The organism is Vibrio sp. CDRSL-10 TSBA, from assembly GCA_039696685.1.
Classification (GTDB): Bacteria; Pseudomonadota; Gammaproteobacteria; order Enterobacterales; family Vibrionaceae; genus Vibrio.
In genome coordinates this window covers 1,086,024-1,098,717 of the sequence record CP155565.1, presented here as the reverse complement: position 1 = coordinate 1,098,717, position 12,694 = coordinate 1,086,024, and the positions used below count along the sequence as shown (strand labels likewise).

12 protein-coding genes and 4 pseudogenes are annotated in these 12,694 nt (G+C 50.2%); 7 read left to right on the top strand and 9 right to left on the bottom strand.

Going from position 1 to position 12,694, the window contains the following annotated elements:
* Window positions 1-124: 124 nt before the first annotated feature.
* Together ABDK09_05465 and ABDK09_05460 are read right to left on the bottom strand one after the other, a co-directional pair.
* A pseudogene (locus ABDK09_05465) lies at window positions 125-1,142 on the bottom strand (GGDEF domain-containing protein).
* 167 nt (window positions 1,143-1,309) lie between these two features.
* Window positions 1,310-2,206: an EamA family transporter gene (locus ABDK09_05460; protein XAW87654.1), complete on the bottom strand. Its 897-nt coding sequence runs from the start codon at window positions 2,204-2,206 to the stop codon at window positions 1,310-1,312.
* A 115-nt stretch (window positions 2,207-2,321) separates the two neighbouring features.
* On the opposite strand from ABDK09_05460, the pseudogene ABDK09_05455 reads away from it, so the two are divergent.
* Both ABDK09_05455 and ABDK09_05450 read left to right on the top strand, forming a co-directional pair.
* Window positions 2,322-2,820, top strand: a pseudogene (locus tag ABDK09_05455) (MarR family transcriptional regulator).
* A gap of 1 nt (window position 2,821) precedes the next feature.
* Entirely contained in the window at window positions 2,822-3,214 is a 393-nt protein-coding gene (locus ABDK09_05450) for an MmcQ/YjbR family DNA-binding protein (protein XAW87653.1), read from the top strand.
* 105 nt (window positions 3,215-3,319) lie between these two features.
* Here the strand turns inward: ABDK09_05450 and ABDK09_05445 are convergent, their stop codons facing one another.
* Window positions 3,320-4,243, bottom strand: a complete 924-nt coding sequence (locus ABDK09_05445; protein ID XAW87652.1) for a chemotaxis protein — start codon at window positions 4,241-4,243, stop codon at window positions 3,320-3,322.
* A gap of 217 nt (window positions 4,244-4,460) precedes the next feature.
* Here ABDK09_05445 and ppiC point away from each other — a divergent pair, with 217 nt between their 5' ends.
* The 3 genes from ppiC to ABDK09_05430 all read left to right on the top strand — a co-directional run bounded on the left by ppiC (window position 4,461) and on the right by ABDK09_05430 (window position 5,646).
* A complete protein-coding gene (gene ppiC / locus ABDK09_05440) occupies window positions 4,461-4,739 on the top strand; it encodes a peptidylprolyl isomerase PpiC (GenBank protein XAW87651.1) in 279 nt (92 codons plus the stop codon).
* Window positions 4,740-4,839: 100 nt separating this feature from the next.
* Entirely contained in the window at window positions 4,840-5,256 is a 417-nt protein-coding gene (locus tag ABDK09_05435) for a VOC family protein (GenBank protein XAW87650.1), read from the top strand.
* Window positions 5,257-5,400: 144 nt separating this feature from the next.
* Entirely contained in the window at window positions 5,401-5,646 is a 246-nt protein-coding gene (locus ABDK09_05430) for an alpha/beta hydrolase (GenBank protein ID XAW87649.1), read from the top strand.
* 173 nt (window positions 5,647-5,819) lie between these two features.
* Here the strand turns inward: ABDK09_05430 and ABDK09_05425 are convergent, their stop codons facing one another.
* The 3 genes and pseudogenes from ABDK09_05425 to ABDK09_05415 form a co-directional block, all read right to left on the bottom strand.
* Window positions 5,820-6,140 (bottom strand): heavy metal-binding domain-containing protein, encoded by a 321-nt coding sequence (locus tag ABDK09_05425; protein XAW87648.1) that lies wholly within the window; start codon window positions 6,138-6,140, stop codon window positions 5,820-5,822.
* A 191-nt stretch (window positions 6,141-6,331) separates the two neighbouring features.
* Window positions 6,332-6,955 (bottom strand): bifunctional 4-hydroxy-2-oxoglutarate aldolase/2-dehydro-3-deoxy-phosphogluconate aldolase, encoded by a 624-nt coding sequence (locus tag ABDK09_05420; protein ID XAW87647.1) that lies wholly within the window; start codon window positions 6,953-6,955, stop codon window positions 6,332-6,334.
* A 12-nt stretch (window positions 6,956-6,967) separates the two neighbouring features.
* A pseudogene (locus ABDK09_05415) lies at window positions 6,968-7,895 on the bottom strand (sugar kinase).
* 276 nt (window positions 7,896-8,171) lie between these two features.
* Between ABDK09_05415 and kdgR the strand changes: the two are divergent.
* Both kdgR and ABDK09_05405 read left to right on the top strand, forming a co-directional pair.
* A pseudogene (kdgR, locus tag ABDK09_05410) lies at window positions 8,172-8,955 on the top strand (DNA-binding transcriptional regulator KdgR).
* A 194-nt stretch (window positions 8,956-9,149) separates the two neighbouring features.
* On the top strand, window positions 9,150-9,758 hold the full coding sequence (locus ABDK09_05405) for a 2OG-Fe(II) oxygenase (protein ID XAW87646.1): 609 nt from the start codon (window positions 9,150-9,152) through the stop codon (window positions 9,756-9,758).
* A gap of 187 nt (window positions 9,759-9,945) precedes the next feature.
* Here ABDK09_05405 and speG read toward each other — a convergent pair whose 3' ends face one another.
* From speG to ABDK09_05390, 3 genes are all read right to left on the bottom strand, one after another.
* Window positions 9,946-10,476, bottom strand: a complete 531-nt coding sequence (speG, locus tag ABDK09_05400) for a spermidine N1-acetyltransferase (protein XAW87645.1) — start codon at window positions 10,474-10,476, stop codon at window positions 9,946-9,948.
* A 91-nt stretch (window positions 10,477-10,567) separates the two neighbouring features.
* Complete coding sequence (locus ABDK09_05395; protein XAW88470.1) at window positions 10,568-10,963, bottom strand: DUF2391 family protein; 396 nt, start codon at window positions 10,961-10,963, stop codon at window positions 10,568-10,570.
* A 158-nt stretch (window positions 10,964-11,121) separates the two neighbouring features.
* Window positions 11,122-12,591, bottom strand: a complete 1,470-nt coding sequence (locus ABDK09_05390) for a PLP-dependent aminotransferase family protein (protein ID XAW87644.1) — start codon at window positions 12,589-12,591, stop codon at window positions 11,122-11,124.
* Window positions 12,592-12,694: the final 103 nt, after the last annotated feature.

Here is a 12,694-nt window from a genome sequence, read left to right as displayed (position 1 = left end):
TACAAGCCAAAGCGTTTGCTTTGCTTAAGCTCTTCAGTAATAAAAAATCCACCGGGTTGAATCGGTGGATTTTTTATTGTCTCAGCGTTTCGTAAAGCTGTTCTGTGCTGCTTGAAGCGCCTGGTTAAATCGGCATCACCCGGTTACGTCCGAGGTTCTTCGCGTCGTACAGCATTTTGTCAGCCCGATCGAGCAGTGACTGTGCGCTATCAAGTTCATCACGCTGCGAAACGCCGAATGAGGCGGTAATGTTACCGACCTGGTTATTACTGCGGCGATCGCGTACCTTGAGTTTTTCAATTGAGCGACGCAATGTATCTGCGAAACTGACGTGCGCTGCGCAATGATTTATTCGGCAGGATTAGCGCAAACTCTTCGCCGCCAAAACGATAAGCGGTAATACCTTCCCGGCAACTGGCCTGCAGACGCTTGCCCAGGCTGCGTATAATATTGTCGCCGAACAGGTGACCAAATTCGTCGTTAAAGCTCTTAAAATGATCGAGGTCGAGCAAAATAAGGCTCATTGGCTGGTGGCCATGCATCAGGGCCGCCAGGTCATCATTAAAGGCGCGGCGGTTATACAGACCAGACAGGCTGTCAAACAGGGCATCGCGCTGTACCGCCGCCAGTTGCGCTTTGAGGCGTGATATTTCCTGACTGGCACTCTGTAACTGATTGTTGAGAAAACGGGTCGAATGACGGATATCGTGTGATTCACTGACAAACTGACGAATCCTGACCATCACTTCCTCGATGGAAAGCTCTTCGTGCTCAACCCGTTCAAGGTCATTCAGGCTTTTATCAATAGCGGCTTCAAATGCACTGGTGTCCGTCATGGTGTCTGACATGGAGCAGCAGATTTCATTGGCCAGCAATTCGATATTGGTGCGTAGTTCACTGACGCTGGTTTCGGCTTTGGTCGCTATGTGCGTCTTGTACAGATGCTCACCAGTGGCTGGCGGGAACAGATCGAAGTTGGCCAGAATGGCGTCCATCTCCTCATTCAGCTGCGGCATACTGTTATCGACATAGGTGTACCAGAGCGCGTAGTTGGCAGGCGTCGCGGCAACATGGTTTTTGATCATCAGTGGAACGGCTTGTTTGAGGTTGGCCGTGGATTTTTTGAAATCGTCGTCAGTCATTATGTATCGGAAGTCACTAGGCGATAACCATTTGATTAACAAATAGTAGCTGAGTTTGGTCAGTAATGCTTTAAAAAACGCATGATATGTAAGGATTCTATGAGCCAGATAGGGTTTAGCCGAGTGCTTTTATCTATATAGATCAAAACCTAATCAGATCAGGCCGCTCATGAGTGAGCAGCCAGTTTTAACGGGCGGCGCTGACGCAGCAGGGCGATGACCTGAGGTAATAGTGACATGACTATCATTCCGGCCATCAGGGCATATTGCTGCGGTTGGTAAAATTCATCCAGTAACAAGCCTCCGCAAACAATACCGGCCACTGGGTTAGCGATACCGCCAAAGGTAAAATCCACTACCGACATACGTTGCAGCAGCCACACATACAAACCATAACCGATGACAGTATTGGCCAGCGCTATCCAGATGATGCCAATCGCGTTGCGGGCAGAAAAGTGATGCAGGGCCTCCAGATAGGCGTGCGGTTCAATGAAAGCGTGCACCATTGCCGCCGCGCTCAGCGCCAGGCCGCCAATGATCAGTTGCCAGGTCAGTACTGACCACCAGTGAATGCGTCCGCCCAGGGCTTTGGTCAGGGTTGAACCAAAGATGATACACATAATCGCCGCCAGCATGGCCAGCAGACCAAGCGGGTTGAGACTGAGGGTTTTAGGATCAAACAGCATCCAGGCCAGCAGCACCAGGCCAAGACCACACATCAACTGAATAAGCGACGGACGTTGACGACGGACGAGCCAGTGGTAGCCCATGGCAAAGACAGGGACAGACACCATCCCGACCCCCGAAATGGCGGATGGCAACGTCAAAGCCATAACAAAGATCAGGCTGAAGAATGCGGCGATATTGACCAGGCCAACCATGCCCAGCGTTTTCCAGCTTGTTTTATCCGGCCAGCTTGGTTTTAGAGCAAGCAGCAGCAGACCGGCAGGCAGTGCACGCAGCGCTCCCAGTGCCAAAGGTGGCCAGTCGGCCAAGGTGGATTTAGTGACAGCGTAGGTGGTTCCCCACAGGAAGGCAGGAATCATGGCGAAGAAAATGTTCATATCAAGTATCTTTATGTTGAGATATCTAATTAAAATTTATCGCACAGAATGCTTCTTGTAAAGTATCTTTATGTTAAAGTAAATTTTCGAAGCCGATAAAGGAGAACACAACCTGATGGATGCGATCGATCGCGTACTTGCTCAGTGGCAGTCAGAACGGCCACAGTTAGACACTTTACCTATGGGTATCATGGGACGCATGATGCGTTTGATTAAGTACCTCGAAGCGGCGGTGGGAGAGTTACACAAGCAGCATGGTCTGAAGATGGGTGAATTTGACGTGCTGGCGACCTTGTTGCGGGCCGGCACACCGCATCAACTAACCCCTTCTGAAACTGCTCGCTTCGATGATGCTGACCTCCGGAGCCATGACCAATCGTCTCGATAAACTGGAGCAGAAAGGCCTGATTACCCGCGTACACAGCACGGCGGACCGACGCAGCATTGAAGTTAAGCTCAGTGAGCAGGGCTTGGATTTGATTAATACCCTGCTCGAGGAACACGTTAATATCCAGCATCAGTTGATGGCAACGCTGACGACTGAGCAGCAGCAGGCACTTACTGCGTTGCTGAGAGACTGGCTGGGCAGTTTTGAACCGGCTGGCGGCGCATAACATGGACACCAGCACGCTGATTCGCATTCTTGACAGCTTGCCTCAGGCTCAGGCGGAATACCCGTTTGGCCCGGATCCTCTGGTTTATAAAATTCGCGGTAAGATGTTTGCCGCACTGTCCGAGCAGCACCCCTCTCCTTTTGTGACCCTGAAATGTACCCCACAGGATGGCGAGGTACTGAGCAGTCAGTTCAGTGCGATTCGTCCGGGTTACCATATGAACAAGCGTCACTGGATTTCGGTCTCGTTGCAGGGCGATGCAGATGCCGGAATGATTGAGGACTTGTGTACGCGCTCTTACCAACTGGTGGTCAGTAAGCTGCGTAAAGGGGAACGGGAAGCCTTGCTGGGCTTGTTCTGCCAGGCAAAACCGGGCCAGGGGCCACAAGACTGACCACGAACTGTGGCCGTAACACAACGCCTGGACTGTACTTGCAAGGCAATATCTGAACAGGTCCTGAAGGCACAGTCTTAGCAGTGCCTTCAGGGAGACGCCTGATCAATGGGCGGCAGAGAGTGGCTGCTGGCTCAGTTTTTTGGCGCCGCGCAACATGGCTTCAATCAGTTCGGTGGCGTTGAATTTTTCTAACGCTTCGTGCGCGCCGACCTGATGGGCGCGATCGACACAGATTTCACTCGACAGCGACGTGTGCAGGATGCAGTAAGCATGGCTGAGGTTAGCGTCGTTTTGTACCTCAAATGCCAACTCATAGCCATCCAGTCCCGGCATTTCAATATCACTGACCAGGATGTCAATCGCCTGATGGTCTGCTGCTAAACGGCGCATCACATCAATCGCTTCCAGACCATTTTTACAGATCTGGTAAGGGATATTGATACGATCCAGCGCATCCGCCAGCTGTTTACGTGCGATAGATGAATCATCAACCAGCATAATATTGAGGGCTTTAAGTCGCTCACGCTCGACATCCGTCAGCATCGGCACTTTGGTTGATTCATACTGCGGATAAATTTTTGACAGCAGCAGTTCTACGTCCAGCATCTGAACGATTTTCTGCTCGTAGCGGGTAATCCCTGTCACGAAGACATTGCGGCCGGCGGACGGCGGAGATGGCTCAATATTGCGCCAGTCACATTCGATGATCTTTTCAATCCCGCGCACCATAAATGCCACGACAGTACGCAGACAGTCGGTCACGATCAGATAACTTTTCTGGTACTCATCCGGATGGATAGGACGAAATCCAATCGCCGCGGCCATGTCGATGACCGGAACGGTCATATTCCGAATCGTTACAGTTCCGACTACATGGTGGTGAGAGTAGGGAATCTGGGTCATCGGCATGAAGGGAACGATTTCCCGAACTTTTAATGTCCCGATCGCGAACAGCTGCTTTTGCATATTCAGCGTGAACATCAGCATGCCCTGAGACTGATTTGCCTTACTAGGGGTTTTGGCCATAACAAGTATCTTATTCAATCGCTATTGACTCTATACTAACTGAAAATAGCGCATCGGCAACGGTAACTCGGTATTTTTGCAGCAAACCGAGCACGAATTCAGTAACTGTCGAACAGTTGTTTGAAAAATGTATTGCTGATGTAAACAAAACAAAGCTAAGTGCATCATTTGCTGACTTCCGCTAGACTAAGCAACTTTTTTGGGTGAGGTAACCGTTATGGCAAGAACCGCAGCAGCACTGCACATTCTGGTAAAACATAAAGAGCAGGCTGACGATATTATGCAGCAGCTGAAAAAAGGCGCGAAGTTTCAGACGCTGGCAAAAAAATATTCGCTGTGCCCGTCAGGCAAACGGGGTGGTGATTTAGGCGAATTTCGCCAGGGCCAGATGGTGCCGCAATTTGATAAAGCGTGTTTCAAGGGGGAAGTTCTGACCCCGCAGCTGGTGAAAACCAAATTTGGCTGGCATGTGATTAAGGTGTTATATCGTACTTGATGCTCCGGCATGAGCGGCGACACGACCGTCGTTCCTGAAATGTCAGATACTTGCTGTCGTGTCACCGCTCGCAGTTTTCGAATATTTTTAAGGCTAACTCATGCAGCAGAACATTGTTCATATCGCACTGGTTGTTAAAGACTACGATGAAGCGATCGATTTTTACGTCAATAAGCTTAAGTTTGAGCTGATTGAAGATACTTACCAGCCTGAGCAAGACAAACGTTGGGTTGTAGTCGCCCCTCCTAATTCGCGCGGTGTCACCTTGCTGCTGGCGAAAGCATCCAAGCCGGAACAGCTGGATTTTATTGGCAATCAGGCCGGTGGTAGGGTGTTTTTGTTCTTAAATACTGATGACTTTTGGCGTGATTATGAGCGGATGCGATCAGTGGGGGTTCATTTTGTTCGCCCGCCACAGCAGCAAGATTATGGTACGGTTGCGGTATTTGAAGACCTTTACGGCAACTTATGGGATTTACTGCAATTAAATCCGGATCACCCAATAGCTAAAAGATAGCGTCCAATCAAAAATGGGTTGCGGGCCTTCTTTTTCAATTTCGCTACAATCACTGACCCTCTTGAGTACGCGGCTTACTATAAATCCAAACAGCGTGGTTTTCATCCGCGTGCAATTAACTCCAATGCCGCCTGGTCACTGACGATGCCATTGTCGTTTATGAACATGCCGATTCTGACCTATATTGCTGAGATTTCACCGCGTCCGGTGCTGTTCGTGCATGGTGAAGTTGCTCACTCACGCTACTTTAGTGAAACCGCGTATGAGGCAGCGGCAGAGCCGAAAGAGCTGATGATTATTCCGGGGGTGACCCACACGGATCTGTACGATCAGCTTGATGTGATTCCGTTTGATAAAATGACCAGCTTCTTCCAGTCTCATCTGGTGTAGCTTAAAGTTTATTATCAACATTAAAGTTTATTCTCAACGTTTATCATCAAAGCCGGGTCTCCCTGCAGGCCCGGCTTTGAACTATGTGAACGTTGGATTTAATCCGTCAAGCTCGTGAAGCAACGTAGCGAATCGATACATCGAATTAACCAAGAAAGCGACTAAGTTTCCGCTTATTCCACCAGCACGGCCGTGCCGCTGACAGACACCATCAACATACCGTTGGTTTTGCCGAATGTTTCGTAATCGAGATCGATACCGACCACGGCATTCGCTCCGAGTTCGGCTGCGCGGGCTTCCAGCTCCTGCAGCGCAATGGTGCGCGCTTTTTGTAGTTCGTGCTCATAGGTGGCAGAACGGCCGCCGACGATATCACGAATGCCTGCAAACATATCTTTAAAAATGTTCGCGCCCATAATGGCTTCTCCGGCGATGACGCCGCAATAGCGCACGATACGTTTACCTTCGACTTGGGGAGTGGTGGTGATGATCATAGTTATGTTCCTGTTTTACAGAGAATAACAACAGTGTAGAGCAACATAACCACGGTGGAACAGCACTGAATGAAAAAAGCCCGCGATGAGAGGCGGGCAAATCGTGTCTGAGGCCAGAAGCCCCATATTGCGCAGAGCTAACGTAAGTGCGAATCAGCTCAAAGGTATGATCCCGATAAAAACTTTCAGCGTCAGGCGATTACAGTAGCGACTTCTTTGACCAGAGCAGCCAGTTCGTCCCATTTTTCATTGTCGATCAAATCGTTTGGTACCATCCAGGTGCCGCCACAGGCGACAACGCAAGGGACCGCCAGATAGTCTTTGACATTTTTCGGGCTTACGCCGCCGGTCGGCATGATGCTGACCGGGTAAACCGCAGACAGAGCTTTGAGCATAGCAACACCGCCTGATGGCTCTGCCGGGAAAAACTTCACCGTGTCGAGGCCCATCTCCATCGCCTGTTCGACCAGGCTTGGGTTGTTGACGCCGGGAATGATAGCCACACCGCGCTGCTGACAGTATTTGACCGTAGTCGGGTTAAAGCCAGGGCTGACGACAAAATCCACACCGGCTTCAATCGCCGCATCAACCTGTGCTGTGGTCAGCACTGTGCCTGCGCCGATCAGCATTTCAGGGTAGGCTTCACGCATGTTTTTCATCGCCAGCGCAGCCTGTTCGGTACGAAATGTCACTTCTGCACAAGGCAGGCCGTTTTCAATCAGTACCTGCGCCAGTTTAACGGCTTTGTCGGCGTCTTTGATAGCAATGACCGGCACGACTTTGATATCGCGCAGTTGTTGGTTAAGCGTTGTCATAGTTAATGTCCTTTAAAGTGTTGGCATTGCAGCGCAGGGAATAATGGCACCGCGGTGCTGGATAACTGTGCCGGCCAGCAGATGACCGGATTGAGCTGATTCAAACGGATTACCGCCGGTCAGGCGTTTGGCCAGGTAGCCGGCACTGAAACGAGTCACCGGCAGCGGTGGTATCTACCACGTTGCTGATCTGGTTGGCTGGCACTGCGATGGTTTCGTTGTTGATGTGCACCAGGCACTCTTGTGCGCCGCGTTTGATCACAATTTCCTGTACTCCGAAAGCCTGGGTGCGGGTAATTGCATCCTGTTCTGTATGCGGGCCGTACAGCATGACCTCGTCATCAAAGGTGAGAAAGGCAAGGTCTGTCAGACGCAGGATTTGAGCATACGCTGCCTGTGCATCCGCCACTGAGTTCCAGAGAGCCGGACGGTAGTTGTTGTCAAACGCAATGGTACAGCCCTGCTCACGGCACTGGCTGAGCACATCGACAAGCTTCTCCAGGCAGTCCGCCGGCAGAATCGCCAGGCTGATGCCACTCAGGTAAATCACCTGAAACTGGCTGAGTGAGTGTGCCAGTTCAGCCGGGTTACAGTCACGTAACCAGTATTTGGCCGCGGAATCGTTACGCCAGTAGTAAAAGCTGCGCTCGCCATCTGGTGCGGTTTCTATGGCGTACATGCCCGGCAGTTTAGTGTCAGAGATATTCACCAGATCCGTATTGACCCCTTCTTGCTGCCAGCTGGCCAACATATGTTGGCTGAACGGATCCTTACCAAGACCTGTTGCGTAGGCTGTTGAAATGCCGTGCTGCTGAGTCAGGCGGGATAAGTAAACGGCAGTGTTAAGAGTATCGCCCCCAAAACTCTGCTTAAGCTGATCTGCGGATTTCTGTAGTTCGACCATACATTCACCAATGATCGCAACACGATTGACCTTCATAGCTACTCCTTAATCTATCTGCAGTTATTATGACCATTTGTTCTTGGTCTAACAATAAAATTAAAACGATGGTTCATTTATTTTGTGAGTTGTGTCGTTAAATGAATTTAAGTGATTGAAACGGACCGATAGGACCGCCGCTCAGGGGACGGATTGCCTTGACAATGAAGGCCTCGAAGCGACTCTCATAAATTTGAAAAGCCTTTTTAAAAATACTGGTACGAGGATGTTGAGTCGTTATAATGGGCGCAAGCTCTAAGATGCAAAGGATTTAGCATGGAAAAGTCATCGCAACCGGAAGCCGTCTCTTCGGTTCTCAAAGTATTCAATATTCTGCAGGCTCTGGGTGAGCAAAAAGAGATTGGGGTCTCTGAGCTGTCTCAGCGTCTGATGATGTCGAAGGCGACGACCTACCGTTTTCTGCAAACCATGAAATCGCTCGGTTATGTGGCCCAGGAAGGCGAAGCAGATAAATACCAACTGACACTCAAGTTATTTGAACTGGGCGCGAAGTCACTGGAATACGTCGATCTGATCGAACTGGCGGACAGAGAGATGCGGGTTATCTCGGAACTGACCAATGAAGCGCTGCATCTCGGTGCGCTGGATGAAAAAGAGATTATCTATATCCATAAAATTGACTCCGGTTACAATTTGCGTATGTACTCGCGTATCGGGCGGCGTAATCCGCTCTATTGCACGGCGATAGGTAAGGTTTCTGCTGGCAGAGCGGGATGAAGCCTTTGTGCGGCAAACTCTGGACGGCGTCGAATTCACCAGGTTTAACGAGCGTACCTTACAAGATATCGACGAGCTGCTGATTGAATTGGATAAGGTGCGCCGCCAGCACTTTGCTGAGGATAACGAAGAGCAGGAAGCCGGGCTGCGCTGTATTGCTGCGCCGGTTTATGACCGTTTTGGCAATGTGATTGCCGGCGTGTCTATTTCGCTGCCGACGCTCCGTTTTGATGAACAGCAGCTCGGTTATTACGTTGAATTATTACAAACCGCAGGGCGTAACATCTCCCGCCAGCTCGGATTCAATCAGTATCCGGTGTGAATAAGCCCGTCTCAAGCAGGAAGGGCATATAACAGCAGTCTCATGGCTGCTGTTTTCTGTTCAGGCAGCCTGAGAAAGGCAGAATTAAGCCAGTCGCATCGACAAATTATATTGTCCGTTTGGATAAAAACTTAGATTTGCCGCCTTAGGGGTATCCTTATATAACGCCTTTTTTCAAACAGATATGTAGAAAAATGGCATTAGAAACCTTATTGGATGCAATTGCTGAGCAGGGCTGGTACGTGTGGGATGATTTTCTTTCCCTGGAGCAGGTTCAGAGCCTGAGAGAGTGCGTACCACAAGACTGGTATCGTGCCCGTATTGGCCGCAATGATGACCTGCTGCAAGCCAAGACGATTCGCAGTGATCGTATTCAGTGGTTGAATCCGGACATGGGGCTACCGGTGCAGGATTACCTGACACGCATGGAGCAGATCCGCTGTGAGGTAAACCGCGATTTTTTCATGGGCCTGTTTGAGTATGAATCCCACTTTGCCCAGTATCAGGTCGGCGACTTTTACAAAAAGCATCTCGATGCGTTTCGCGGTCAGGAAAACCGCAAGCTGACCACAGTGTTCTACCTTAATGAGAACTGGACTGAAGCTGATGGCGGCGAACTGAAAATCTACGATATGGATGATCAGTTAATTGACACGGTTGCGCCGGTCGCCGGACGTCTGGTGGTGTTCCTGTCAGAAAATTTCCCGCACGAAGTGCTGCCTGCCAAGGCTGAGCGTATGAGTATTGCTGGTTGGTTCCGTACCAACGGCGTGACGGAGAGTCGCTTCGATATCGCCAACTGATTCAGACTGGTGCCCAAGTTGCTGAGTGCAGCGATGACATCGGTTGATAGCCCGTTTTACCCTAACCGCGCCGTTGATGACTGGCGCGGTTTTTATTTAGGCTCAGGGTCGTGTTTAAGGCGAAATTCGCTTAACTGGCAAGCGATCGGACGATAGCGGCCGGTCATTTTCCTGAATTGCGTGTAGCTCAGTTTTGCGTAGAGAGTTTGCTCAGATAATCATTTTGCAGAATATACATGCGTTTGACGTCGCGATAGGCGCCGTTGATGAAGAACTCTTCCACCAGATGACCCTCCTCTTTAAATCCGCACGACTGATACAAATGCACCGCTTTTTCGTTATCGATCGCGACATGCAGATACACTTTATGCAGGTTGAGAATGGTAAAGGAGTAGTCGAGCGCTTTATGAATTAACGTGCGGGCGAAGCCACGGCCCTGATGTTGCGGGGTGATGATAATCTGAAATTCGCCGCTGCGGTGGATATAGTCGATTTCAATCAGCTCGACCAGGCCCACCAGTTCTTTTTGTTCATTTTCCACCACAAAACGGCGTTCGGCATTATCGTGGATGTGTTTGTTGTACAACTCTTCCAGTTCATCGAACGATTCATACGGCTCTTCAAACCAGTACGACATAATATTGCGGTTGTTGTTTAAATCGTGAATGAAACGCAAATCACTGCGTTCAAGTGCTCGGAGTGTGAGTTGGATGTTCATATTAGGTCCTGACTTATTCGCTTGTATTGCAAGGAATCTTATAAGGTTTTGAATATAGTCCGACTTTGTTGCAAAACAACGGATACGGTGACTATTCTTTGTCGAAACTGTCGACGATAATAGCGCCCATCGATGCCGGCATGGCGATAACGACAATACGTTTGAGTGAAATCAGAGGTTCGTCGAGGAGCGGTAATTTGTCGAGCGCGATCAGAACAAAGCCCACCACCAGCGCGGTTATCGCATAGGCGATGACAATACGCAGCAAAAAGGCGGGAATGCGCCGTTTTACATTGCGCTGAAACACGCTTTCATAGGCAAATACACCGAGAAAGCCCAGCGACAGAGTCAGCAATAAGAGTAAATTGGCCAGGGGTAATGATGTGCCCAACTGCCAAGCCTCTTCTGAAAACGAGATCGGCACTGCCAGAGCAAAAGCGCCAACGCATACCTGACTGGCATCTTCCATGTTAAAACTAATTTTCATCATTAAACCTCATGATTGGGCCGGCTGTGACCGGCAACCGTTATCTTGACGGAGATCCATTCGCTGCTGAGATAACCTGGCTTGTTTGAATAGCGTTACTCACTGCAATAACTGTACGTGCTGGTTACGCAATTAGCGAGCTTCTTAGCACTGTTCGTTCAATCGTTTAGCTCGGATTGTGTTTGTTCGCTTAATGTTTTACCACTGCTGCGGGTGAGTTGCTGCACTATGATAACAGCCAGTACCTGCAGACTTTTTTGCCAGCGTGTTTCATCCTCCAGATTGGAAACACTAAAGCGGATACATTGGGTAAATTGTCCCTGGTTAGCGAACAGATGTCCGGGCAGCAGGCTGATTTTCTCACTCAGGCAGTGTTGATAGACCAGCTGGGTATCGACTTCTGCAGGCAGGGTCAGCCAGCACAGGAACGACCCCTGAGGACGCGACAGGTGGTACTGGCCATTGAGCTCCGGATGTGAGTTAAATGCCTGCGAGAGCATTTGAGCGAATCGGAGTTGCCGGCTGTGATAGAGGCGTCGCATGCGCGCCAGATGAGTGCGGTATCTGCCGGTTGAGAGAAAAGCCGCGACCGCAGACTGGATCAAATTGAGACTGCCCATATTTTCGCTCAGCAGGACTTTTTCGATCTGATTCATATAGCGTCCGGCGATGATCCAGCCGATACGCAGTCTCGAATCGAGCGTTTTCGATAACGAGCTGATGTAAATCACCCGCTCTTGCTGATCCAGACTTTTCAGGCTCGGCAGTGCTTCAGAAAATCCCAGGCTGCCAAACACGTCGTCTTCGATAATGGGAATCGAGTCGGTGACATCGAGCAGTGCCTGGCGATGAGCCAGCGGCATTAGCGCTCCGGTTGGATTGTTAAAATTCGGCGTGACCATAACAGCCTTGATGCGCCAGCGACTGATGGCTTGTTTGAGTGCTTCGATATCCATCCCTGTGGTGAGCTGACTTGGGATTTCGACCACCTTTAGCCCCAGTGACTCAAGCAGCAGCAGGGTGCCAAAATAGCAGGGGGATTCAACTGCAACAATATCGCCGGGGTGGGTCAGGGCGCGAAAAGCCAGGCTTAATGCCTGTTGGCCGCCGTTGGTAATGGCGATATCACGCAATCTTGCATCAATACCGAGATCGCGGCAGGTTTTGCGTATCTGGCGCACCAGTTGATCGTTGCCCGGAGGCAACTGATAGTGACTGGGAATATGGGTTTGCATCCGGCTATGGCGGCCGATTTCGGCATATAAGCTGCGAATAGCCGGTGAATCCGTACAAGGATGGGCCGAGCCTGCCGGCATATGATGCTTGACCACAGGCTCTGCCAGAATCGATTTAGACATCGACAGTAAATCAACCCGGCTTGGCGCGCTGGCCTGGTTATCCAGGCTGGATTTACGTTCAGCGACACGATATCCCGAGCGGGGCAGAGAGTAAATCCAGCCCTGAGCTTCCAGATTCTGATAGGCGCGAATGACGGTATTCTTACCCACCTGATGCCGGGTCATTAAGCCCCGTATCGAGGGCAGTTTTTCGTGGGGCTGAAACAGGCCGTCTTCAATGGCGCGGCGTATTTCCAGCTCGATATCCCGATATTTAAACTCTTCGCTCATCCCTGCTGCCTGATTTAAACTGTACCCATTAATTCTACATCAACTGTGCCTTTTCTGTCATTCTGTGCCTAATTAGAATGGCGCCACAATAATTAGACTGCCA